The sequence below is a fragment of the Salegentibacter haimaensis genome (assembly GCF_054121495.1).
In genome coordinates, this window is record NZ_JBSYGH010000003.1 from 26,241 (window position 1) to 49,421 (window position 23,181).

General features: G+C 39.6%; 22 protein-coding genes. 8 read left to right on the forward strand and 14 right to left on the reverse strand.

Annotated elements, in window-relative coordinates:
- Positions 1-2 precede the first annotated feature (2 nt).
- The 3 genes from ACW6QP_RS04585 to ACW6QP_RS04595 all read left to right on the forward strand — a co-directional run bounded on the left by ACW6QP_RS04585 (position 3) and on the right by ACW6QP_RS04595 (position 1,969).
- The gene (locus ACW6QP_RS04585; protein WP_457909673.1) at positions 3-818 is read left to right on the forward strand and encodes a sugar nucleotide-binding protein; all 816 of its coding nucleotides are present in this window, start codon (positions 3-5) and stop codon (positions 816-818) included.
- A 72-nt stretch (positions 819-890) separates the two neighbouring features.
- Entirely contained in the window at positions 891-1,181 is a 291-nt protein-coding gene (locus tag ACW6QP_RS04590; protein ID WP_457909674.1) for a 4a-hydroxytetrahydrobiopterin dehydratase, read from the forward strand.
- Positions 1,182-1,249: 68 nt separating this feature from the next.
- Complete coding sequence (locus tag ACW6QP_RS04595; RefSeq protein ID WP_457909675.1) at positions 1,250-1,969, forward strand: YebC/PmpR family DNA-binding transcriptional regulator; 720 nt, start codon at positions 1,250-1,252, stop codon at positions 1,967-1,969.
- 66 nt (positions 1,970-2,035) lie between these two features.
- On the opposite strand, the gene ACW6QP_RS04600 is transcribed toward ACW6QP_RS04595, so the two are convergent.
- Positions 2,036-3,238 carry a proline dehydrogenase family protein gene (locus ACW6QP_RS04600; protein ID WP_457909676.1) on the reverse strand — a complete coding sequence of 401 codons (1,203 nt, stop codon included), beginning with the start codon at positions 3,236-3,238 and terminating at the stop codon, positions 2,036-2,038.
- A gap of 101 nt (positions 3,239-3,339) precedes the next feature.
- Between ACW6QP_RS04600 and aroB the strand changes: the two genes are divergently transcribed.
- Together aroB and ACW6QP_RS04610 are read left to right on the forward strand one after the other, a co-directional pair.
- Complete coding sequence (gene aroB, locus ACW6QP_RS04605) at positions 3,340-4,407, forward strand: 3-dehydroquinate synthase (RefSeq protein ID WP_457909677.1); 1,068 nt, start codon at positions 3,340-3,342, stop codon at positions 4,405-4,407.
- Between the two features lie 78 nt (positions 4,408-4,485).
- Positions 4,486-4,785 carry a hypothetical protein gene (locus ACW6QP_RS04610; RefSeq protein ID WP_457909678.1) on the forward strand — a complete coding sequence of 100 codons (300 nt, stop codon included), beginning with the start codon at positions 4,486-4,488 and terminating at the stop codon, positions 4,783-4,785.
- A gap of 102 nt (positions 4,786-4,887) precedes the next feature.
- Here the strand turns inward: ACW6QP_RS04610 and ACW6QP_RS04615 are convergent, their stop codons facing one another.
- From ACW6QP_RS04615 to ACW6QP_RS04640, 6 genes are all read right to left on the reverse strand, one after another.
- Positions 4,888-5,436 carry a type 1 glutamine amidotransferase domain-containing protein gene (locus tag ACW6QP_RS04615; protein WP_457909679.1) on the reverse strand — a complete coding sequence of 183 codons (549 nt, stop codon included), beginning with the start codon at positions 5,434-5,436 and terminating at the stop codon, positions 4,888-4,890.
- A 97-nt stretch (positions 5,437-5,533) separates the two neighbouring features.
- A complete protein-coding gene (locus tag ACW6QP_RS04620) occupies positions 5,534-6,559 on the reverse strand; it encodes a YihY/virulence factor BrkB family protein (protein ID WP_457909680.1) in 1,026 nt (341 codons plus the stop codon).
- Positions 6,556-7,077, reverse strand: a complete 522-nt coding sequence (locus tag ACW6QP_RS04625; RefSeq protein ID WP_457909681.1) for a DinB family protein — start codon at positions 7,075-7,077, stop codon at positions 6,556-6,558. The genes ACW6QP_RS04620 and ACW6QP_RS04625 overlap by 4 nt, the downstream gene beginning before the upstream one ends.
- A complete protein-coding gene (locus ACW6QP_RS04630; protein WP_457909682.1) occupies positions 7,077-9,650 on the reverse strand; it encodes a phosphoenolpyruvate carboxylase in 2,574 nt (857 codons plus the stop codon). The genes ACW6QP_RS04625 and ACW6QP_RS04630 overlap by 1 nt, the downstream gene beginning before the upstream one ends.
- A gap of 110 nt (positions 9,651-9,760) precedes the next feature.
- A complete protein-coding gene (locus ACW6QP_RS04635; protein ID WP_457909683.1) occupies positions 9,761-10,240 on the reverse strand; it encodes an Lrp/AsnC family transcriptional regulator in 480 nt (159 codons plus the stop codon).
- 74 nt (positions 10,241-10,314) lie between these two features.
- Complete coding sequence (locus ACW6QP_RS04640; protein WP_457909684.1) at positions 10,315-11,478, reverse strand: M14 family metallopeptidase; 1,164 nt, start codon at positions 11,476-11,478, stop codon at positions 10,315-10,317.
- 280 nt (positions 11,479-11,758) lie between these two features.
- Here ACW6QP_RS04640 and ACW6QP_RS04645 point away from each other — a divergent pair, with 280 nt between their 5' ends.
- Positions 11,759-12,163, forward strand: coding sequence for a helix-turn-helix domain-containing protein (locus ACW6QP_RS04645; RefSeq protein WP_457909685.1), 405 nt, complete (start codon positions 11,759-11,761; stop codon positions 12,161-12,163).
- Between the two features lie 31 nt (positions 12,164-12,194).
- Positions 12,195-12,569: a DNA topoisomerase IV gene (locus ACW6QP_RS04650; RefSeq protein WP_457909686.1), complete on the forward strand. Its 375-nt coding sequence runs from the start codon at positions 12,195-12,197 to the stop codon at positions 12,567-12,569.
- Here the strand turns inward: ACW6QP_RS04650 and mscL are convergent.
- From mscL to ychF, 5 genes are all read right to left on the reverse strand, one after another.
- Complete coding sequence (gene mscL, locus ACW6QP_RS04655) at positions 12,566-13,018, reverse strand: large-conductance mechanosensitive channel protein MscL (protein ID WP_457909687.1); 453 nt, start codon at positions 13,016-13,018, stop codon at positions 12,566-12,568. The genes ACW6QP_RS04650 and mscL overlap by 4 nt on opposite strands.
- On the reverse strand, positions 13,018-15,672 hold the full coding sequence (locus ACW6QP_RS04660) for a DNA gyrase/topoisomerase IV subunit A (protein WP_457909688.1): 2,655 nt from the start codon (positions 15,670-15,672) through the stop codon (positions 13,018-13,020). The genes mscL and ACW6QP_RS04660 overlap by 1 nt, the downstream gene beginning before the upstream one ends.
- Positions 15,672-16,154, reverse strand: coding sequence for a hypothetical protein (locus ACW6QP_RS04665; RefSeq protein ID WP_457909689.1), 483 nt, complete (start codon positions 16,152-16,154; stop codon positions 15,672-15,674). The genes ACW6QP_RS04660 and ACW6QP_RS04665 overlap by 1 nt, the downstream gene beginning before the upstream one ends.
- A complete protein-coding gene (locus tag ACW6QP_RS04670; RefSeq protein WP_457909690.1) occupies positions 16,151-18,013 on the reverse strand; it encodes a DNA topoisomerase IV subunit B in 1,863 nt (620 codons plus the stop codon). Before ACW6QP_RS04670 ends, ACW6QP_RS04665 begins: the two co-directional genes overlap by 4 nt.
- A gap of 148 nt (positions 18,014-18,161) precedes the next feature.
- Positions 18,162-19,256 carry a redox-regulated ATPase YchF gene (ychF, locus tag ACW6QP_RS04675; protein WP_457909691.1) on the reverse strand — a complete coding sequence of 365 codons (1,095 nt, stop codon included), beginning with the start codon at positions 19,254-19,256 and terminating at the stop codon, positions 18,162-18,164.
- A 164-nt stretch (positions 19,257-19,420) separates the two neighbouring features.
- Here ychF and recQ point away from each other — a divergent pair, with 164 nt between their 5' ends.
- Positions 19,421-21,532: a DNA helicase RecQ gene (gene recQ, locus ACW6QP_RS04680; protein WP_457909692.1), complete on the forward strand. Its 2,112-nt coding sequence runs from the start codon at positions 19,421-19,423 to the stop codon at positions 21,530-21,532.
- On the opposite strand, the gene truA is transcribed toward recQ, so the two are convergent.
- Both truA and ACW6QP_RS04690 read right to left on the reverse strand, forming a co-directional pair.
- Positions 21,529-22,326, reverse strand: a complete 798-nt coding sequence (truA, locus tag ACW6QP_RS04685; protein ID WP_457909693.1) for a tRNA pseudouridine(38-40) synthase TruA — start codon at positions 22,324-22,326, stop codon at positions 21,529-21,531. The genes recQ and truA overlap by 4 nt on opposite strands.
- 23 nt (positions 22,327-22,349) lie before the next feature.
- The gene (locus ACW6QP_RS04690; protein WP_457909694.1) at positions 22,350-23,153 is read right to left on the reverse strand and encodes a lysophospholipid acyltransferase family protein; all 804 of its coding nucleotides are present in this window, start codon (positions 23,151-23,153) and stop codon (positions 22,350-22,352) included.
- Between the last annotated feature and the right edge of the window lie 28 nt (positions 23,154-23,181).

A 23,181-nucleotide genomic window follows, 5' to 3' on the forward strand; every position in this document is an offset into this window, starting at 1 on the left:
ATTTGGAAAGAATTTTAATATTAGGAGCTAGCGGCTTTATAGGCAACGCCTTATATAAAGAGCTATGCTCCTATTTTGATACTCACGGCACCTATCGCACCCCTTCGAGGGAGTATGAGAAAAATCAGCATTTCCATCAATTTGATATGGAAACCGAGAATGTTGATATTCTTCTCGAAAATCTAAAACCCGGGCTTATTATTTCGGCCCTGCACGGTAATTTTGAAGCCCAGCTTCATACCCATAATTCAATCATCAACTATATTTTACGCCAGGAATGCAAGTTGATATTTCTTTCCTCTTCTAATGTGTTCGATGCTTTTACCAATTATCCTTCTTATGAGTACGATAAGACGCTATCTCAAAGCATTTATGGAAGGTTTAAAATAAAAATTGAAAATACACTTCTGCGACTGCCCAACGAAAAGTACAATATTTTAAGGCTGCCCATGGTCTTTGGAAGTGAATCTCCAAGAATTAAAGAATTAAGACTAATCTGCGAGTTGGGAGAGCCGATTGAAGTTTTTCCCAATGTGGTAATTAATGTTACCGAAATCTCTAAACTCACCCAGCAGGTCCATTATATAATAAACCGCAAACGCCAGGGAGTTTTTCACTTGGGGAGCAATGATTTAATTCACCAAAAAGATTTTATTCAGGATGTCTGCAAAGCCCTGGAGATCGACAATCCTTTATTTAAAAACGTTTACGACTCTAATTTTGACAGATTCATCGCAGTATTACCAAAAGACAACCTCCTGCCTAAAAATTTACAATTTGAAGTTCAGGATGTTGTGAAAGCCAGCATAAAGCTTTAAAAGTAAAGCTTCTTCAAAGTCTCTTAGTCTGGAAAAACTTAAGTAACTTTATTTCTGAAAAAATAAAGACTTATGAAAAAATTCACCGAATCTGAAATCGAACAAAAATTAGAAGATTTTCAGGGATGGACATTTAAAGATAATGCCATTCATACCAGTTTTCAATTTGAGGATTTTAAGGATGCCTTTACAGTGATGGCCCGTATTGCTTTTGAAGCCGAAGCTTTGAATCATCATCCCAATTGGACCAATGTGTATAATGAACTGGAAATCTCACTATCTACCCACGATGCCGGGGGCGTTACAGAAAAAGATTTTAGACTTGCCCGGGCTATTGAAGATATAGTGGAAGCTTCGGCATAAAATTAATGACCAAAATAGCAGTATTTTGCTATTTTTGCGATCAATTTTTTCACAGCATTTAAAAAATAATGGGAAGAGCATTCGAATTTAGAAAAGCGCGTAAAATGAAACGCTGGTCGGCAATGGCCAAAGCCTTTACTCGCATAGGAAAAGATATAGTTATGGCGGTTAAGGAAGGTGGCCCCGATCCTGAAACCAATGCCCGTCTTCGAGCCGTAATTCAAAACGCCAAAAGCGTTAATATGCCTAAAGACAATATCGAGAGGGCTATTAAACGTGCCAGCGATAAAAGCCAGGGAGATTATAAAATTGTTCTTTTTGAAGGTTATGCTCCTCATGGGATCGCTGTACTGGTTGAAACTGCTACCGATAATAATAATCGAACCGTTGCCAATGTGAGAGCTCATTTTAATAAATGCGACGGCAACCTTGGTACCTCAGGTTCAGTAGAATTTATGTTTGATCATACCTGTAATTTCCGAATTAATCCTGAAGGTTTGGATGTTGAGGAACTTGAACTGGAGTTTATAGATTTTGGTGCTGAAGAAGTTTTCCAGGATGAAGACGGAATTCATATATATGCCCCATTTGAAAATTTTGGTGCTATTCAAAAAGAATTGGAGCGCCGCGATATAGAAATTTTGTCATCTGGTTTTGAAAGAATTCCGCAGGTTACTAAAAGTCTTACTGAAGAACAGGCTGCCGATGTTGAAAAACTTTTGGAAAGGCTTGAAGAAGACGATGATGTTCAAAACGTCTATCATACAATGGCTGAAACTTCCGAATAAAGCTTCAGCAAAATCATAAAAAAAGCTGCTCTTAGGGCAGCTTTTTTTATGAGGTGAAATTTTATATTAAAATTCCTTTCGGTCGCTTTTTGTAGGCTCTCCTTTTCGGCGTTTCTTTTCTTCCCGCAATAAAGAAAGCTCCCTTCCGGTTTGTCCTGAAACCGAAGTATTTTCCTGAGCTCTACGCATTAGGTAAGGCACCACATCGCGAATTGGCCCAAACGGTAATAATTTAGCCGAGTTATAACCCTTTCTGGCAAGGTTAAAACTAATATGATCACTCATTCCATATAACTGGCTAAACCAAATGCGCTGATCGTCAAGTGCCAGGTTTTTATCCTCCATAATTTGAAGCGCCAGGTAATTACTTACCTCATTATGAGTTCCAATAAAAACATGAATATCATCCAGGTTGGCTAAACAATAAGACATCACCGAGTTAAAGTTCACATCGGTAGCTTCTTTGTTTTCACAAATTGGCGATGGATATCCTAATTTTTTAGCCCGGGCATTCTCCTTCTCCATATAGGCTCCCCGCACTATTTTTGCTCCAATTTTGAAACCCTCCCTTTTAGCCTTTTCGTGAAGTTTTTTGATGTATTCTAAACGGTCCCATCTATAACATTGCAGGGTGTTATAAATCAATAATTTATCACGATTGTATTTAGCCATCATTTCTTCCATAAGCTCATCGGCCGAGGTTTGCATCCAGGTTTCCTCACCATCGGCATAAAGCCTTACATTATGGTCATAAGCGGTTTTGCAGAGTTCGTCTACCCGTTCTTTAACCCTCTCCCACTCTTTCTCTTCTTCTTCACTCAGGTTGATTCGCTCGCTGGTCTTTTCCCAGATAGAAAATCTTCCGATACCCGTAGGTTTAAAAACCGCAAAAGGAAGTTCATCCCGTTCGGCTGCGAATTTAATAAGTTCCTTTTTCTTCTGTAAAGCCGCATCGAACTGGGCTTCGGTCTCTTTTCCTTCAACCGAATAATCTAGAATACTATGCAGTTTTTTGGAATACATCTTATTGGTTACCGGTTTACAATCTTCTTCGGTTATCCCTCCACAAAATTGTTCGAAGATGGTCTTTTTAATCAGGCCTTCTACCGGCAAATGAAGCTTAAGCGATAAATTTGTTAAAAATATACCGGCCTGTACCAGGCGACGTCGGCTCATCATTCCGAATAGAAAAATGGCACGATCGAGTTCCAAATCAGATTTTAATTGAAAAGCTGTCTTGGTATCATTGAAAATTTTTCTTCTAATCATGGGGGTAAATTCTTATAGCAAAGATAAAACTTGAAGTTAGAATAATTTCAATATTTCTGCTTATTTTCGGCCCTTAGTTTCAAAATTTAAAAGCCGTACCAATGATTTTTACAAGCCCCCGGGGAGCAGTATTTTATGGGGAAAAAGGCTATGCCCAACTCGACGATTTTTTGCTAAACTATAAGGCTTCGAAAACCTTTATTTTGGTCGACGCCAATACCAATCAAAATTGTTTGGCTAGGTTTCTTCAGCAGCTTTCAAACTTAACCGAAATCGAAATTATAGAAATCGAAGCCGGTGAAGAGCATAAGCATTTGCATACCTGTATGGGAGTTTGGGAAAGCCTTAGCGAACTGGGCGGTGATCGAAAAAGCCTGATGATTAACCTGGGCGGCGGAGTGGTAACCGATTTAGGAGGTTTTGTAGCCTCGGCTTTTAAAAGAGGAATTCCTTTTATCAATGTGCCTACCAGCCTCCTGGCAATGGTAGATGCCTCGGTTGGCGGGAAAAATGGGGTTGATCTCGGAAAGTTGAAAAATCAGATAGGTATAATAAGGCTTCCAGAAATGGTACTCATAGATTCTGAATATTTACATAGCCTGCCGGCCAATGAAATGCGCAGTGGCCTGGCTGAAATTTTGAAACACGGGCTCATTGCCAGTGAGAATTACTGGAAGAAAGCCACTAACCTTCAAAACCTTAGCCTGGAAGATCTCGATGATCTCATTCGGGAATCGGTAGAAATTAAATCTCAGGTGGTTATTAAGGATCCTGAAGAAAAAAATGAGCGTAAAACCTTAAATTTTGGGCATACCCTGGGACACGCCATAGAATCTTATTTCCTGGAACATATGGAGAAAGCTCGTTTACTGCACGGGGAGGCCATAGCGGTAGGAATGATCCTGGCAGCATATCTTTCGGCCGAATTGAAAGCATTTCCGAAGAAAAAATTACAGGAAATCACTGAAAAAATTACCGAACAATATGGTCGCCAGCAATTCAAAAAAGAAGATATTGACAAGATTATTGATTTGCTGAAACACGATAAAAAGAATGAATACGGCAAGGTTAATTTTGTGCTTTTAGAAGATATTGGCCGGCCGGTAGTAGACTGCGAAGTACCAAACGAACTTATATATAAGGCTTTTGAATATTATGGGAATGCCTGATTGATGATTTTTTAAACAATATTGAATAAACTTTTTTCGAAGATTTTTTTTATTATTATTGCATAAACCGTTCTGAATATGAAAAGAATAATTGTTGACTACAAAAAGCTTACTCCGGAAATCTTAGGCCTTCTGGTTGAGAAATATCCCGATGGGTACGATGATGATCAGGTAATTTCATTTAAAAATGCAAAAAATGAAACTGTAGATGCGGTAGAAGTTCGTACCGATGATACTATCTACCTGGTAAAAGTAAGTACCAGACTAGAAACTACTATGGCCAACTATGATGAAGACGATTACGATGAAGCCGACTATAATGAGCCTATCGTGGAGATCCCTGAAAAGGATGAGGACGGTGAAGATGATACAAAATAAAATTTATTGAAGCTGGAAATTGACTTCAGCTACGATTCTATAAAAAAAGGAACCCAATTAAAGGTTCCTTTTTCTTTTTCATAGCAATTATTTTCCCAAATTTTATGCGTGTTGCAAGTCGTGCTTGCCTTCTTTGATCTCTTCGATCATTTTGGCATTAAATGCAGGTAAATCATCGGGATTCCTACTGGTAACCAAGGCTTCGTCTACCACTACTTCCTTATCAACCCAAAGTGCTTTTGCATTTTCAAGATCTTTTTTAATAGTATGGTAAGAAGTCATTGTACGACCCTCAACAACATCTGCAGAAATCAGCGTCCAGGCGGCGTGGCAAATCGCTCCTACCGGTTTTCCCTGTTTGAAGAAATCGCGTACAAAAACCAGCGCATCTTCATTCACCCTTAAATTATCGGGGTTCATAACCCCACCAGGTAATACCAGCGCGTTGTAATCTTTAGCAGAAACTTCTCCCAGCTGCTTATCTACATTTACCTCGCCAGACCAATTCCCATCGGCCCAACCTTTGATTTTTCCTTTTTCAGGACTCACCACATGAACCTGAAAACCTTCTTTTTCAAGTGCCTCTTTTGGAGATTTTAATTCACTTTCTTCAAATCCATTGGTTGCTAATATTGCAATTTTCTTTTCCATAATTTTTAACTTTTTTTGGTTACTCAAAGATAAAAATCAGGTGCCTGAACGGCTATTAAGGAGAATATAAAACTTCGGCGTCTGCCGTTAAACTTTATTAAGAGTTTTGATTTTGCTTATCATTTTGTTCTTCGGTCTTCTCCTCCTCTTCTCTTAACCCCAGACTTCCGCGTAGACGATCAATGACCTCTTTCTCTTCTTTGAGCTGCACCCGTTTCTTTTCCAGTTTTTCCATTTCCTGGTAAATGGCCGGTTCACCATACCGGTTAGGTTCTACACGCTCATTTTTATGAAGCGCATATTGTACGGTAAATTCGGCACCAAAAAATAAGATAAGACAGGTATAATAAACCCACAGCAGAATTAAAACTACTGAAGAAGCCCCTCCATACACCGAGGCCGGCTCACTTTGGCCAAAGTAAAAACTAATAATAGCTTCTCCAATTAAGAATAAAGCAGTGGTTAATGCCGATCCCAGATAGGTAATACGCCATCGCAGTTTAATATCGGGCAACAGCCTGAAAACTGCTGCAAATAAAGTGGTAATGATTATAAATGATAAACTGAAGTTTGCGATTTTCACCATAGTTGCCGTAATATCTGGCGCATATTCTTCTATTTTTTCACTGAAAACGTTTAGCAGGGTAGATAACACCATAGAAATCAACAATAACAGCCCAATCACCAGTACCATTCCAAAAGAAATCATCCTGTCGATAAGCATTTGAACGAAATTTGATTTTTTCGCGGCTACGTTCCAGATGTTATTCATTGCGATCTTCAGCTGAAAAAATACCCCGGTAGCACCAAAAATCAGCATCGCCACACCAAATATAATTGCGAAAGTAGAATCGGGCGAAAGCGCCACATTGGTAATCATAGATTCGATAGCCCTGGCAGAATCCATTCCTATAAATTCTCCAATTTCTGTTGTAAGCCTCCCCTGCACTGCTTTTCTTTCAAAGAAATAACTTGCTATAGTCACCACTATAATGAGCAAAGAGGGCAATGAAAACAGGGCGTAATAAGCTATGGTCGCACTGCGGGCATAAGGTTCATTTCGGTTCCAGCTAAAATAGGCCTGCTTCAGGAGTTTAAAAAAGGTCTTGAATTTACTTATCATTTTAAGTAACGATCTTTAATCACCTGCAAATGATGCATACAATGACCCACTATAATAAATCCAATAGCTGCTGTAGTGGCCGGTGCGTTATTCATATTACCTCTTTCTTTTAACATACTTTCATCAAAACTATTAAAGAGAGCAATGCCAGAATCACGCACCAATTCAAACTCACCAATAAAATCGGCAAGCTTTCTCCGGTTGGCTTTCGATGCCGGTACATAGGCATCGTGATCAAAACCAGGGAGAGATATCTTATCCTCCCTGGCTATGCTTAAAGCTCTGTATTGAAAAATTCGCTCTACATCAATGAGATGTTGAATCAGTTCAGCTATACTCCACTTTTCGGGTTTATAGCGATGCAAGAGTTTTTCTTCCGGCAAATTCTTCAGAAAATTCAACATTTCTTTTCTGTTGAGTTCCATTAACTGAAGCAAATCCTTGTCGTTCGGAATTTTGGAAATATAATTTCCGTAGAACTCGTGATAATCGCTTGATGAAATGTCGGTTACTTTCATTAGGCTGAATTTCTACTGGCGTTAATATTTCCGTATAAAGATCGGGTAACCATTTTCTCGTAAGTATCCAGCATTTTCTGGGCGCTCTTTCCATCCTTTTGCAATTCCTGAACTTTCTTCAAAGCGTGTTGCTGAATCGTCAATAACGGCAAAACTATGCGTTCCCGGGCTTGAATTGAGGCCTTACCCGCCGGCTGATTTTGCATTAATTCTTTATAACCGGTTAACTTTAAAAGCATCTTATGAGTACGCTCAAATTCCTCGAAAATGATTTGCCAGAACTCTCCAAACTCCTCATCGTTTTTCATGTAAGCAGTTAAAGGAAAGAATGACTTGGTAAGACTCATCATGCTGTTTTCCAATAGGGTTTTGAAAAATACAGAGTTCTCATACAAATGTTTCACCTTTTTAAAATCACCTTCTTTTTCGAATTTTTCAAGCGCGGTTCCCACGCCATAAAAACCGGGCACATTTTGCTTTAACTGACTCCAGCTACCCACAAAAGGAATCGCTCTCAAATCTGATAAGTTCAACTTCGCCGATTTATTTCGCTTAGATGGACGACTTCCAATATTGGTTTTAGCATAATATTTAAGGGTGCTCATTTTTTCGAGGTAATCCAGGAATTTCGGGTGGCCTTTAAAATCGGTATAGGTGTTATAACTAATCTCAGCCAGGTCGTTCATCGTTTTCCTGTCCTCATCGGAAAGTATGTTGCGTCCTTCACTAAAGATCTCATTAGAAACCCCCGAACTAAGAAGCTGTTCCAGGTTATAGGTACAGGAATCTTTAGTCCCAAAGTTAGAACTAATGGTTTGCCCCTGAATGGTAAGCTGAATTTCTTCATTTTCAATCCCGGGTCCTAAAGATGCGTAGAATTGGTGGGTTTTCCCGCCACCTCTTGCCGGCGGTCCTCCCCGACCATCGAAGAAAATCACCTTGATTCCGTACTCCCTCGAAACTTCCGTAAGTGCTTCTTTTGCCTTATAAATACTCCAGTTGGCCATTAAATAACCCCCATCTTTGGTTCCATCACTAAAGCCAAGCATAATGGTTTGTCTGTTGCCGCGACGCTTCAGGTGCTTTTTATAAACCGGATTGGTATAAAGAATCTCCATAACCTTATGAGCCGATTGCAGATCGGGCACGGTTTCAAACAAAGGCACAATATCTACACTTGGGTTTTTCCATCCCGTAGCACTCATATAGGCATAAGGCTTTAAAACGCCCTGCACATCTCCACAATTACTAATTATGTACCTGTTTGCACCTTCTTCTCCATTGGTCTTCTGAATTTGTTTCATCGCATTAATCGAAGACAAAGTTGCCTTAGCCATCCCTTCGCCCAGGTCTTCAGGATCGATTTTGGAGCTTACTGAAGTTAAAATTTCAATTTGTTCCTCATCAGAAAGTTTGAAGAAATTCTTTGGAAAAACTTCAGGATATTTTTTGCTTAATTCTTCAAGTACTTCGTCGTGAATGCCTGAATCCTGACGAATGTCGAGAGTGGCAAAATGATAACCGAAAAGCTTTACTTTGTTGATAAGATCATCGATGTCATCCAAATAAAGTGACTGATGTTTTTTAACCACTATACTTCTCACTTTTTGAAGTTTAGACATAAAATCTTCAAGTGAAAGTTTAAGTTTGGTGTTTTGAGAAACCGCCCCGTCGTAAAGCGCTTTTTCCAACTCTCCCATAATTTGATCTACCCCGTCGAAAGTAATTCTACGCTTCAATTTTCGGATATCTCTATAGTAATTAAGAAGTATTGTATTGCGCAACCTCTCGGCTACTTTTAAAGTGATTTCGGTAGTTACAAAAGGGTTTCCATCCCGGTCTCCACCAGGCCAGAAACCTAGGTTTATAATTTGATTGCCAACATCGTCGCCGTCGAATATGTTTTGTTGCAGGTAATTGTAAATCTGGCTTACGCTGTGATAAAATACATTTTCAAAGTACCATATTAAGCTAACCGCCTCATCATAAGGAGTGGGTTTTTCCTTTTTGAAAAACGGAGTTTTCCCCAGTTGCGCCAGTAATTTATTTATACTGCTTAAATCGTTCTTTTGGATAGCCTTATCGAGATCGGTAATAATTCCAAGAACTGCGCCCGGATAGAATTGAGTGGGATGCGCCGTTAAAGTAGGCCTTACCTTAAATCTTCTAAGGTATTCCCGCAATTCGGCAACCTTATTCTTCGCTTCCGCTTCTTCTTTTACATTCCGCAGGGTTCCGCGACCGTCCATATTATTCACAATAGGAAAAGCCGCATCTTCTATCGCATCAAACAACACTACCTGCCGCTCTATATACTGAATAAACCGAAACAAAAGATCGTTTTTCTCCTGCTCAGTTGGGTTGGTATAATATCGCTGAAAGAAATCCTCTACAATTTGAGAGGGGTTTTTATTTTCTGCAAAGCCCTCTTCGCAAATTTGTTGGAATAAAGGAAGTAAAGCCCCGGTTTGACGAATATCGTCAAAAGGCAGGGTTAAGAAAATGCTGTTATAAACCTGATATCTTGCAAGTACACTTTCATTGAATCGTTCTAATCTTGGTTCTCTATGCATAAATTTCTGGTTGAAGTTGATAATTTCTAGTTGAAGTTGATTTTAAAATTATAAAAAAACCCTTTAAACTCAAGAGTCTAAAGGGCTTTTAGTAAAAGTTTAGGACTCGCCTAGAGGTTCTGAAAAATAGAATGCATTAAGCGTTTTTTATCGTTTAAGCTCTCCTCTAACGAGATCATAGTTTCGGTACGGTAAACCCCTTCAATATCATCTAATTGAAAGATGATTTCTTTGGCGTGCTGGGTGTTACGGGCTCTGATTTTACAGAAAACATTAAATTTTCCGGTGGTAACATGAGCAACGGTAACAAAAGGAATTTCGTTAATACGTTCTAAAACGAATTTGGTTTGAGAAGTATTTTTCAAAAATACACCTACATAAGCGATAAAGGCGTAACCTAATTTTTTATAATCCAGAGTTAAGGTTGAACCGGTGATAATCCCGGCCTCTTCCATTTTTTTAACCCTAACGTGAACTGTTCCTGCCGAAATCAATAATTTTTTAGCGATATCGGTAAATGGAGTCCTGGTATTCTCGATTAACATATCAAGAATCTGGTGATCTGTTTCGTCTAATTTAAACTTGGCCATTTTTTAAATTTCTGTTTTATGTGAAATTCAAAATTAATATAAAAACATTGAATTATTACCAAACATTTTGGCTTTTATTCACATTTTAGCTCCAATATAACCTCGTTTAAGACTATTTTATTAACTATAACGTTTTCGGTGAGTTCGGTTACCTCTGGAAAATCTACTTTTTTACCCCCGGCATCGATTTCCTTCAGACCTTTTTCCTGAATATTTTTTGCGATTTTGTTAATTTTTGGGATAAACTGAATGTGATTTTTCTCCAATTCTTCAGAAAATTGAATAGAGATATCTACTTCTTCATTTTTCAGGCTAACCCGGCGCAGGATGATATCCCGCAAATTTTTACGGTTTTCAGGTATTTTGAAGTACTTTTTGTGATCATAACCCAAATAAACAGATTCATTTATCCCAGACAAAACCACCAGCAAAGCTTCAAAAATCAGCCTTCGGGTTGTTTCCCGATTATAATCTCCCGGATAGTGCCCCGCTTCAAATAAAATGGTAGGTACGTCAAGGCTTTGGAAACTGTCTCCCGCACAATTAATATTAAAGGCATCGTCATACCTACCTACCCCGCCTGGAATTTCGGTTTGGAGATAGTCGTTCATATAAGTGATGAGTCGCATACTTTTCTTTCTGGCCCCTGTAATGCTTCTTTCGGCATCTGAAGCCGGGGTGAGAAAAGATAGGCTTGCAGGCTTAGCCGTATCTCCTGCACTAAAAATAGTACGCTGGTCGTGGAGATTAAGACAGAAATGCGGTTTAAAATCTTTAAATACCTGGTTTAGGAGCTTGCTCTCAGGCTGACTAAGCGCCTGCAAATCCCTGTTTAGATCTACATCATTGGCATTAACCCTGGTATAGGCCCTGGCCCCATCGGGATTTAAAATAGGAATTATCAATATTTCACACTTATTTAGAATATCGTCTAGTAACGAATTACCTTTTTCAGTATAAAACAAATTTAAAAGATCGAAAATAGCCCTGGTAGTGGTAGCTTCATTTCCGTGCATTTGAGACCAGGCTAAGATTCTCTTTTTGCCGCTTCCAATTTTTATAAATTCAATGGGCTCTCCGAAAACCGAACGACCAATTTCCCTGATTTCAAATTTGGAGGAAAATCTGTCCAGGTAATTTTTAATGTGATCACGGTTTAAATACCGGTGGTTTAAATCATCAATTTTAAACTCAGGGTATCTTTTAATTAAGGACTTCAGATTTGTAAATTCTTTCATGTTTACAAAAGTAAAAAATACAAATTTCACAATTGTAAACAGTGCTTTTGTCTTTAGTTCATTACAGATGTAAACAACAATACAGTGCAGTACCCACAAGGTCTTGGAATTACTCCAATTAATAATTTATAATATTTTGTTCTATTGGAAATAAGCAATTTAGTTTCATTTAAATAATCTTTAAGTTTAATGACAGTCAACCTTGTTACAAATGTAAATCGACTGGTTAATCTAATTTTGTTACATTTGTAAACATTCAATTTAGGAATAACAATTTACAATGGTAAACACTGCTGAATTTGCTGAACGTCTTAATAAGATCCTCGAATTTTATGAAATATCGGCTGCTTCTTTTGCCGATAAAATTGATGTAGGCCGGTCTTCGATCTCTCATATTTTGTCGGGCAGAAATAAACCCAGCCTGGATTTTGTGATGAAGGTGGTGAAAAGTTTTCCTGAAGTAGAATTATATTGGTTATTAAACGGAAAAGGTAGTTTTCCAAAAACTGAGGCTAGCGCTTCCACTACTTCTCAAAATCCTTCAGAAGAAATTAAAAAAAATGAAAAAGATTCTGAGCCGGTTTCTTCAATTCAAAATCTTCCGAAGAATCACTCAGCTACAAAATCAATCAGTAAAATTGTGATATTTTATGAAGATGGAAGTTTTGAGGCTTTCGCGAATTGATTTTAAGCCTTAAAAAGCTTTATTTTGCAGTATGAAAAAATTGCTGCTTATCCCCCTTTTTTTTGCGTTTACGGCCTGCTTCCAACCCGATAGAGATTGCTCAGCATATAAAACCGGGAGTTTTGAATTTCAAACCTACCTTAACGGTGAATTGGTAACATCAAAATTTGTAAGAAACGATAGTATCGAGATCGATTATTTTCAGGGGAAAAGCGATACTTCAAGCGTGAGATGGCTCAATGATTGCGAGTATATACTTAAAAATTTAAATCCTAAAAACAGAGCTGAACGCCAACCTATTCATATAAAAATTTTAACCACCAGCAAAGATGGTTATGTTTTCGAATATGGCGTAGTGGGGCAAAGTCGTAAAGAGCGCGGCGAAGTAACCCGTTCTAAAAATTAGGGTTTTTGCTGCCTTTTCAATAACTCGTTTTGTTCTTCCATCAGGTCGTTAAGCCGCGAGAGCAATTCTATATCTTTAGGAGTTACCACAGTTTTATCTTTTGGATCCTGAGCTTTTGACCTGAACCTGTTCATTAGTTTAATCACCAGGAAGATGGTAAACCCAATAACTATAAAATCGAGAAAGCTTTCAATTAAAGCACCGTAACCTATTGCTACTTCCTCGATAGCTTCGGGCGACCCATCCCCGGCCGCAACCCCTTCCCGAAGTACGATTTTTCTGTGTGCGAAGTTAATCCCATCGGTTAGCAAACTAAGCGGCGGCATTACGACCTGCTTCACAATACTGTTCACTACGGCATTGAAGGCGGTACCAATTATGATACCCACGGCCATATCTACCATATTGCCTTTTATGGCAAATTCTTTAAACTCTTTAATTATACCCATTAATCTTCAAATAAGCGGGTTTGACTCTCTTCTGAAGCTGCTTCAGATTCTTTATAGGCCACACCTTTGTTAGAAGTATTTCGATCTTCTGAAACCGATTCTTCTTCTACCACTTCAATTTCTTCAGCAGGAGTTTCTTCAGGTTCGTCGTAAGGCAAGGGATCAAGGCGATTTATTTGCTTTACCTTATCGGTAGTTAACTGGTTTCCTAAAGCCTTTATACCTTTAACGCTTATAAACTCAGCTATGTTTACTTCTTCGTTGGGCCTTTGATCTTTTCCTCTAACTTTATTAAATACCAACTCGGCCATTGGGTAATAATCGGTAGAAATAAATTCCAGGTAAGAGTTGGCGTGTTCACTTATGAATTTCTCTTCCTTATCTGGATTTTCAATAAGAAAACGCTTCACATAAAAACGTTCCTTTTCCGGCTCCCAATAAATTGCTGAAACCGGTTTTTTCGGAGACCATTTTTCCAGCACTACAATTTCTTCATCGAAGCGGGTGGTAAGTTCGGGTTTTATGGTTTTGGCGATCCCATCCTGGGTCACGATTAAAATACGGTCATCGCCTTTAAATTCTCCCAACAGCTCTCCTCTTTCATCTACGTTAAGGCGTTTTACCGTATCGTCAAACCAGATTCGGCGGGGTTTTAAGGTAGAAACTCCTTCTTCCTTTAGTTCTATTCGCTTCACCGAATATTTTGTAACCAGATTTCCTTTTACATTTCGGCCTTTAATAAGCATATCGGCGAAGTCTACATCGAATTTTAGCTTTTTGATACTGCCTACCTGCCGTAAAAATACGGTGACCACTTCGGCCTCTCCATTGGGATTGGCGGTAAAATAAAGCACTTTCGACTCTTTTTTACCCTGGCTTAGATCGTATTCCCTGTCACGGGTGACTGAGGTTACCGCAAATCGTTTTATGTAAGAAGCTCCATTTTTACCATCCCGGTAAATCATATTATAAATAGTGCGCTTATCTTTTTTCTTGAAAATCGCCACGTGTATAATATCTTTACCGATAAATGTTTTGGAATCAACCTTGGTCACCATCATCTTGCCATCGGCCGTGAAGCAAATCACATCATCGATATCAGAACAGTCGGTAACATATTCATCCTTTTTAAGTGAGGTCCCTACAAATCCTTCCCTTCGGTTTACATAAAGCTTGGTATTTCGAATAACCACCTTGGTGGCTTCGATATCATCGAATAATCGCAATTCGGTTTTTCGGGTTTTGTCTTTCCCGTAATCGGTTTTTAGCTTTTTGAAATAATCTATCGCAAATTCTATAAGATTATCCAGGTGATGTTTAATCCTGGCGATCTCCCCTTCCAGGGCATCGATTTTTTGTTGAGCTTTATCTATATCAAACTTTGAAATTCTTTTTATGCGAATTTCGGTTAGCCTAACAATATCCTCTTCGGTTACGGCTCGTTTTAAATGTTTAATATGCGGTTTCAGGCCTTCATCTATGGCAGAAATCACTCCTTCCCAGGTTTCTTCTTCTTCAATTTCGCGATAAATTCGGTTTTCGATAAAGATTCGTTCCAGCGAGGCAAAATGCCATTGTTCTTCGAATTCATCGAGTTTTATTTCCAGCTCCCGCTTCAGCAAATGCAGGGTATGATCTGTAGATCTTTTTAAAATTTCAGAAACACCTAAAAATTCGGGTTTGTTATCGATGATTACACAACCCAGAGGAGCCAGTGAATTTTCGCATTGCGTAAAGGCGTATAAGGCATCTATGGTTTTATCTGGAGAAATATTACCGGGAAGGTGAATTAAAATTTCAACCTCGGCCGCAGTATTATCTTCAATTCGCTTTATTTTTATTTTCCCTTTTTCATTGGCCTTTAACACCGAGTCTATCAGACTTGAGGTCGTGGTTCCATAAGGAATTTCATTGATCACCAAGGTATTTTTATCGCGCTGGCCAATTTTTGCTCTCACGCGAACCCTTCCGCCGCGCTTGCCATCATTGTAGTTCGAGATATCTGCAATTCCGCCGGTTGGGAAATCAGGAAAAATGATGAACTTCTTTCCCTGTAGATGCTTAATGCTGGCATCTATGAGTTCATTAAAGTTATGCGGAAGTATTCTCGTGCTCAAACCCACGGCAATCCCTTCGGCTCCCTGCGCCAAGAGCATCGGGAATTTTACCGGAAGATTTACAGGTTCATTTTTTCTTCCATCATAAGAGAGCTGCCATTCTGTTAGCTTGGGATTAAACAGTACCTCCAGGGCAAATTTAGATAAACGGGCCTCAATATAACGCGGCGCTGCAGCACGGTCTCCAGTGAGAATATTCCCCCAGTTTCCCTGGGTATCGATAAGAATATCTTTTTGACCCATTTGTACCATCGCATCACCTATACTGGCATCGCCGTGAGGATGATACTGCATGGTATGCCCCACGATATTGGCTACCTTATTGTAGCGGCCATCGTCAAGGTCTTTCATAGAATGCATAATTCGCCTTTGCACGGGCTTAAACCCATCTTCAATAGCGGGAACGGCGCGTTCAAGAATTACGTATGAAGCGTAATCCAGGAACCAGTCTTTATACATCCCGGTTACTCTTATTAATTCTTCCTTAGGCTTATCGTTAAATTCTTCCTGTGAAAATCCTTCCTGGTTTTCTTCCATTAGGCCGTAGCTTTAGCTTTCTCTAATATTTTATGAAGCGACTCTACCATCGCTTTTTTCTTCTTCTTATTCAAAAATGTGGTGTTGAAGGTATATTTTTTAAATCCGCGCCTTCTACGCGAAGAGATATAAATAGTCAAAGAAGAATAAATTCCAAAATCCCTGAATTTAAATTTTCCCAGTTTGCGTTTAGGAAATTCAGCCTTTTGCACGCGATATTCCATAAATTTGGAAAACAACACCCCGTTATTTTTGAAAATAAGAGTTTCCCCATCGCTGTCAAAATCAAAACTCTGCCCTACCCGGTGCATATAAATCGCGGCCAAAAGCACCACGATATTCGGATAAAAATGGCTGATATTTATGGGTTCATCAGAGCCCATTAATTCAATATTTACAAATAAATTGGTGACAAATATCGCTACCAATACTATGTAAATGGGAGGAATAATTTTTACTTCATTTCTATTATTGCATCTCATATCCCGAGTTCTTCCACCAGGTCCAGTTCTACTTTAAGGTTATCAATTATGAATTCCTGCCTGTCTGGCGTGTTTTTACCCATATAAAAACTCAGCATCTCCTCTATAGACTTTTCCTTGTCGAGCATTACAGGATCAAGCCTAATGTCTTCTCCTATAAAGTGCCTGAACTCATCGGGTGAGATTTCCCCAAGTCCCTTAAAGCGGGTGATCTCTACCTTTCCTTTTAATTTTTCTACCGCGTCTCTACGTTCCTTTTCGCTGTAACAATAAATGGTTTCTTTCTTATTTCTAACTCTGAATAATGGAGTTTGTAAAATGTACAAATGATTTTCCTTGATAAGCTCAGGGAAAAACTGCAGGAAGAAAGTTATAAGCAATAACCTTATGTGCATTCCATCAACATCGGCATCGGTAGCGATTACAATGTTGTTATATCGCAAATCTTCCATCGACTCCTCAATATTCAGGGCAGCCTGCAGCAGGTTAAATTCCTCGTTTTCGTATACAATTTTTTTGCTGAGACCGTAGCTGTTTAAAGGTTTTCCTTTCAAGCTAAAAACTGCCTGGGTCTCTACATCTCTAGATTTGGTGATCGAACCACTGGCCGAATCTCCCTCGGTAATAAACAGCGTGGTTTCCAGGTAGCGTTCTTTTTTACTATCTCCCAGGTGAATACGGCAATCCCTTAATTTTTTATTGTGTAAACTCGCCTTTTTAGCTCTTTCCTTGGCGAGTTTTCTAATGCCTGAAAGATCTTTTCGCTCTCTTTCTGCCTGCAAAATTTTACGCTGAAGTTTATCGGCGGTTTCCTGATTTTTATGCAGGTAATTATCGAGTTGAGTCTTTACAAAATCGTTGATATAAGTTCTTACCGTTGGCAATTTCCCGCCCATATCGGTACTTCCCAGCTTGGTTTTGGTTTGGCTTTCAAAAACCGGTTCCATTACCTTTATGCTTATCGCTGAAACTATAGATTTTCGAATATCGCTGGCTTCATAATTTTTTCCGTAGAATTCTCTAATGGTTTTAACTACAGCTTCTCTAAAAGCTGCTAAATGCGTACCTCCCTGTGAGGTATTCTGCCCGTTTACGAACGAATGATATTCTTCGCTATACTGCGAGCGGCTATGAGTCATCGCCACTTCAATATCATTACCACGAAGATGTATGATGTCGTAAAGACGATCATCTTCATGTATGCTGTCGCTTAAAAGATCTTTTAAGCCGTTTTCTGAATAAAATTTCTCTCCATTATAAACTATGGTCAACCCGGGATTGAGATACACATAGTTTTTGAGCATTTTCTCTATATATTCATTTCTGAATTTATAGTTTTTAAAAATAAGCTCATCGGGGGTGAAGCTAACCTTGGTTCCGCGGCGGCGGGAAGTTTCCTCCAAAGATTCTTCGTTGGTAAGATTTCCCTGTTCGAATTCGGCTGAATGGGATTTGCCATCCCGGGTAGATTCTACTCTAAAATACGAAGACAAAGCATTCACCGCTTTGGTACCCACCCCGTTTAATCCAACCGATTTTTTAAAGGCCCGGGTATCGTACTTTCCTCCGGTATTCATTTTGGAAACCACGTCTACTACTTTCCCCAGCGGAATTCCACGCCCGTAATCCCTCACGATCACCCGTTGATTCTGAACAGAAATTTCGATGGTCTTTCCAGAACCCATCACGAATTCATCTATACTGTTGTCTATAACTTCTTTCAGAAGAATATATATCCCGTCATCGGCACTGGAACCATCACCCAGCTTCCCAATGTACATCCCGGGACGCATTCGTATATGTTCCTTCCAGTCTAACGACCGTATATTATCTTCGGTATAGTTTGAATTTTCACTCATAAGTAGATTGCGGACTTTGTGGCTAATATAACATATACCATAAAAAGTTAAAACCCTTAAAGCACAAAGTAATTAACAAAGCTTTAAGGGTAATTGTTGATTGCCTGAAAAATGCTTCAGTCAATTCGATATTTTTAGAAAAACGCAGCTACACGTTAAATCTAAAGTGCATAACATCGCCGTCTTTTACGATATAGTCTTTACCTTCAACCCGCATTTTTCCGGCGTCTTTTACTTTGGCTTCACTTCCGTAAGATACGTAATCATCGTAAGCGATTACCTCGGCGCGAATAAAACCTTTTTCAAAATCGGTATGAATTACCCCGGCAGCTTGTGGCGCCGTAGAACCTATTGGAATAGTCCAGGCCCTTACTTCCTTAACCCCGGCAGTGAAATAAGTTTGAAGATCAAGCAGCCTGTAGGCACCACGAATCAACTTCGCCGATCCCGGCTCATCTAATCCTATATCCTGAAGAAACATTTGTCTCTCTTCATAATCATCCAATTCGTTGATATCGGCTTCAGTAGCCACGGCCAGCACTAATACTTCTGCATTTTCGTCTTTTACAGCTTCTCTAACTCTTTCTACGTGCGCATTTCCGCTGGAAGCAGATCCTTCATCAACATTACAAACATACATCACCGGCTTATCGGTAATAAACTGAAGCGGTTTGATGAACTCCTGTCGTTCATCTTTTTCCAGCTCTATGGCTCTAACCGAAATTCCGGCTTCCAAACCTGCCTTTACTTTTTGAAGCGCAGCTTCTTCTTTTTGAGCCTCTTTATTCCCGGTGCGAGCGGCACGCTTTACTTTTTCAAGCTTTTTATCGGTGGTTTCGAGATCTTTTAGCTGAAGTTCGATATCGATGGTTTCTTTATCGCGAATGGGATCTATAGACCCGTCAACATGCACGATATTGTCATTTTCAAAACATCTTAACACGTGCAGAATAGCGTCGGTTTCACGAATATTTCCCAAAAACTGGTTTCCAAGCCCCTCTCCTTTACTGGCACCTTTAACAAGACCTGCAATATCTACTATTTCAACGGTAGCGGGAATTACTCTTTCAGGTTTCACCAGGCTCTCGAGCTTTTCCAGTCTGGAATCGGGTACGTTTACCACACCTACATTAGGTTCTATGGTACAAAATGGAAAATTGGCACTTTGCGCTTTGGCATTGGAGAGACAGTTAAATAAGGTCGATTTTCCAACATTTGGTAATCCTACGATTCCGGCTTTCATATAATTGTTTTTAAGCTATGTTTTTGCGGCTGCAAATGTACACATTAGAACTGAAATTTCAGCCATGTCAATTTTCCCGAATTCTGCCCAGCTTAAATTTTCTTCGGAAAAAATACAGACTTTCCCCAGGCTGCTCCCTGCCAAAACTTTCTAACTTTGTCCCGATGGAAGAAGCAGTAATTCTTAAAAATTTAAAGGAGTATTTTGGTTACGATAGTTTCAGGCCCTTGCAGAAAACTATTATCGATTCGGTCTTAAAAGCTGAAGATAATTTAGTGATTATGCCTACCGGCGGCGGAAAGTCTATTTGCTACCAATTACCTGCTATTTTGATGCCCGGCCTAAGTTTGGTGATTTCTCCATTAATAGCCCTAATGAAAGATCAGGTAGATGGGTTGGTGGCCAATGGGGTTTCGGCGGCATTTTTAAACAGCAGCCAAAGCGAAGCAGAACAGCAGGAAATTTATAAAAAAGCTACTTCTGGAGAAGTAAAATTGCTTTACGTGGCTCCCGAGAGTTTAGCCCAGGCCGAAAGGGTGCTTCAGCAGCTCACTCCGGGTCTTATTGCTATAGATGAGGCACATTGTATTTCCAGCTGGGGGCACGATTTTAGACCGGCCTACACCCAATTGGGCTATCTAAAAAACCGCTTCCCTTCTACTCCTGTGATTGCGCTTACAGCCACTGCCGATAAAGCCACCCGCGAGGATATTTGCCAGCAACTCAATATTCCAAATGCAAATCGTCACGTAGCTTCATTTGACAGAAAAAATTTAAGTCTGAAGGTTAGACCCGGAAATAAACGCCTGGAACAAATTCTCGACTTTCTGGAAGGCCGGGAAAATCAAAGCGGAATTATTTACTGTCTGAGCCGCAAAACCACCGAAGAGCTCGCTTCAAAATTGCAGGCCAAAAACTATAATGCCCTTGCCTATCATGCCGGGCTGTCTCACCAAGACAGAATTAAGGTGCAGGAAGGTTTTATAAATGATGAGCACCAAATTATTTGTGCCACCATCGCTTTTGGAATGGGTATCGATAAATCGAATATTCGATGGGTTATACATTACAATTTACCTAAAAATCTTGAAGGTTACTATCAGGAAATTGGTCGTGCCGGGCGCGACGGCCTACCGTCTGATACCATTCTCTTTCACAGTTATGCCGATGTGGTACAGCTGCAAAGATTTGCACAGAATTCTGCAAATGAAGAATTGCAGATCGCCAAACTCGAACGTATGAAACAATATGCCGAAGCACAAACCTGCCGGCGTAAAATTTTACTGAGTTACTTTGGGGAAATCAAAGCTAAAGATTGCGGCAACTGTGATATTTGTAAAAATCCGCCGGCCTTTATTGATGGGACGATTATAGCTCAGAAAGCCCTTTCCTGCGTTTTTCGGCTTAAAGAAAAAGAGCCCCTGGGCCTTGTGACCGATGTTTTAAGAGGCGCACAAAATGAAGCTGTTTTCAGCAAAAATTACCAGGAGCTTAAAACCTATGGTGTTGGAAAAGAGATTTCCTGGTTAGACTGGCAGGATTATATCATTCAGCTAATCAACCAGGGCTATTTGGAAATTGCCTTTCATAAAAACAATAGTTTGGGTTTAACCGAATTATCCAAAAAAGTTTTATTCGAAAATCATAAGGTACAGCTGGCCAGACCGCGATTAAAAGGCAGTTTAAAAGACACAGCCCAAAAAACGCAAAAATCGGCTTCAGATTTATTTGAAAGGCTGCGACAACTGCGTCTTAATATCGCTAAAGAAGAGGGCATTCCCGCCTACCTTATCTTTAGCGACGCCAGTTTAAAAGAAATGGAACGAATTCGACCTGTAACCGACGAAGAATTTCTTGAGATTAGTGGTGTGGGACGCAAGAAAATGGAAGATTATGGTTTCAGTTTTATGAAAGAGATTATCGCCTTCAGCAAAGAAAAACGCGAGAAGAAATCTGCCAAAAAAGGCAATACCTACAAAATAACATTGGAGCTTTATAAACAGGGACTTACTGCTGAAGAGATTTCAAAAGAGCGAAAACTGGCAATTACCACGGTATATTCGCATCTGGCCAAATTATATGGCCAGGGCGAAGCTATAGATTTAAGTCAATTCGTAGATAAGGCCGAAATTAAAGCTGTTGAAAAGGCGAAACAGGAGCTTGGCGAACCCGAAGGATTAAAACCTTATTTTGAACACTTTGAACAGGCGATTGACTATTGGAAAATAAGGTGTGCCCTGGCGATTTTGGAAAAAGAAACGACTGAAGCCGGTTAAATTTCAATTCCCTCAAAATTCATTTTATTCAAAATAAGCCCTGAAGCTGCGGCGAGGTAATTCATTTGCAATCCGCTTTCGGGGTCGAGGCTTTGTTCAAATTCAGCAAAACTAAGGTCTCCCCTGCCAAGCAGGATGAGGGCACCCATCATCAATCTTACCTGATGGCGTAAAAAGCCCTGGCCGTGCACGTGAAAAACATAGCTTTTTTCAGGAAAAAAGCTGGCAGTTAATTCGGTATTTTCAACAATTTCGGCTTTGGTGATCTCTCTAATAAATTTGCTGTTTTCTGAAACCCGAACGCAGTAATTCCTGAAATTATGAGTACCCTGAAAGAGTTTGGCCGCCTTTTTCATTAACTCGATATCCAGGTCTTCCTGAAGGGTAGCCATAAAAGGAGCGCAAAATGGATGATTTTTCTTTCCGAAACTAAAGAGATACATATACTCTTTAATCTTTGGATGCTGAATGATATTAAAATTCTTATCTACTTCTTTAATTGCTGTAGCCCGAATATCCTGCGGAAGATTTTCATTGAAACTTTCAAAAAAAGCCCCGAGGTCTTCAAGTGGTTCATTATCGACAAAAAGCTCAAAGGCCGATTCCTGAGCAGATACCTTGGCATCTGTTCGACTGCTACCCAGAATTTTAAATTTCTTATCCGGAAGCACATAATTGAGGGTTTTGGTGATAAAACCCTCTACGGTTTTCATATCGGGCTGCTTCTGCCAGCCGTGAAGCCGATAGCCCAGATATTGAAATTTAATAAGGTAATAATAGCGAATGCGTTGCAACAGAATGATTTTTCGGAAGGGATTTAATATTCCCAGCGCCGGGTTTCGTTAAGTTTTTCCATATCTTCAATTTCCTCCCTGGGAATCACCTTTAAAAAGCTGGGGTGTTGCTCGATGGCATATTCCAGTTTACTAACGATCTCCTCTATACTTTCATTTTCATAATCGATTTCAAGAGGCGGTTTTATTTGAAAAGATTGTAGAATTCCGCGTTTTTTAATGCGTAGGCCTTTCTTGTCAAAACTCCTTCTAAACCCGTCTATAACTATGGGAATAACAATAGGCTTGTGATTTTTTATAATATGAGCAGTACCTTTGCGAATGGGTTTGAAGGGCTTGGTAGTACCCTGGGGAAAAGTGATTACCCAGCCATCTTTAAGCGCTTTTCCAATATTTTCGGTATCGTTAGGATTTACCTGCCGTTCTACTTCCTTCCCTTTCTCCCTCCAGGTGCGCTCTACACTAACCGCCCCGGCATAAGCCATAATTCGGGTTAACAGGCCAGATCTCATTGTCTCTTTAGCAGCCACATAATAGATATTTAGCTTGGGCTGCCATATATAACCAATATTTTTAATGGAATCTACGCGCCCGCTTAAACTGGCATTGAATACGTGAAACATTGCCGTAACGTCGGCAAAGTAGGTTTGGTGGTTAGAAACGAATAAGACATTGGTATCGGGCAAATCTTTGATGATTTCTGAACCTTCAATTTTTAGCTCATTAAATCCGCGATAGCGTCTATGGGTTAAAACGCCGAAAATACGGATTAGCCATTTTTTAAAAAAAAGGATATGACCAAACGGATTTCTCTTCAATAAGCCCATATTTTATTACTTATAACTGGATTTTTCC

Excerpts from the sequence above, each read along its gene's own strand:
- ACW6QP_RS04615 (WP_457909679.1), bottom strand. The coding sequence starts at position 5,436 with ATGGAAAAGAAAATTGCAATATTAGCAACCAATGGATTTGAAGAAAGT.
- ychF (WP_457909691.1), bottom strand. The coding sequence starts at position 19,256 with ATGAAAGCCGGAATCGTAGGATTACCAAATGTTGGAAAATCGACCTTA.
- ACW6QP_RS04645 (WP_457909685.1), top strand. The coding sequence starts at position 11,759 with ATGGTAAACACTGCTGAATTTGCTGAACGTCTTAATAAGATCCTCGAA.
- ACW6QP_RS04665 (WP_457909689.1), bottom strand. The coding sequence starts at position 16,154 with ATGAGATGCAATAATAGAAATGAAGTAAAAATTATTCCTCCCATTTAC.
- ACW6QP_RS04635 (WP_457909683.1), bottom strand. The coding sequence starts at position 10,240 with ATGGCCAAGTTTAAATTAGACGAAACAGATCACCAGATTCTTGATATG.
- ACW6QP_RS04595 (WP_457909675.1), top strand. The coding sequence starts at position 1,250 with ATGGGAAGAGCATTCGAATTTAGAAAAGCGCGTAAAATGAAACGCTGG.
- ACW6QP_RS04690 (WP_457909694.1), bottom strand. The coding sequence starts at position 23,153 with ATGGGCTTATTGAAGAGAAATCCGTTTGGTCATATCCTTTTTTTTAAA.
- ACW6QP_RS04640 (WP_457909684.1), bottom strand. The coding sequence starts at position 11,478 with ATGAAAGAATTTACAAATCTGAAGTCCTTAATTAAAAGATACCCTGAG.
- ACW6QP_RS04630 (WP_457909682.1), bottom strand. The coding sequence starts at position 9,650 with ATGCATAGAGAACCAAGATTAGAACGATTCAATGAAAGTGTACTTGCA.
- ACW6QP_RS04660 (WP_457909688.1), bottom strand. The coding sequence starts at position 15,672 with ATGGAAGAAAACCAGGAAGGATTTTCACAGGAAGAATTTAACGATAAG.
- ACW6QP_RS04610 (WP_457909678.1), top strand. The coding sequence starts at position 4,486 with ATGAAAAGAATAATTGTTGACTACAAAAAGCTTACTCCGGAAATCTTA.
- ACW6QP_RS04670 (WP_457909690.1), bottom strand. The coding sequence starts at position 18,013 with ATGAGTGAAAATTCAAACTATACCGAAGATAATATACGGTCGTTAGAC.
- ACW6QP_RS04600 (WP_457909676.1), bottom strand. The coding sequence starts at position 3,238 with ATGATTAGAAGAAAAATTTTCAATGATACCAAGACAGCTTTTCAATTA.
- aroB (WP_457909677.1), top strand. The coding sequence starts at position 3,340 with ATGATTTTTACAAGCCCCCGGGGAGCAGTATTTTATGGGGAAAAAGGC.
- ACW6QP_RS04620 (WP_457909680.1), bottom strand. The coding sequence starts at position 6,559 with ATGATAAGTAAATTCAAGACCTTTTTTAAACTCCTGAAGCAGGCCTAT.
- ACW6QP_RS04590 (WP_457909674.1), top strand. The coding sequence starts at position 891 with ATGAAAAAATTCACCGAATCTGAAATCGAACAAAAATTAGAAGATTTT.
- ACW6QP_RS04625 (WP_457909681.1), bottom strand. The coding sequence starts at position 7,077 with ATGAAAGTAACCGACATTTCATCAAGCGATTATCACGAGTTCTACGGA.
- recQ (WP_457909692.1), top strand. The coding sequence starts at position 19,421 with ATGGAAGAAGCAGTAATTCTTAAAAATTTAAAGGAGTATTTTGGTTAC.
- mscL (WP_457909687.1), bottom strand. The coding sequence starts at position 13,018 with ATGGGTATAATTAAAGAGTTTAAAGAATTTGCCATAAAAGGCAATATG.
- ACW6QP_RS04650 (WP_457909686.1), top strand. The coding sequence starts at position 12,195 with ATGAAAAAATTGCTGCTTATCCCCCTTTTTTTTGCGTTTACGGCCTGC.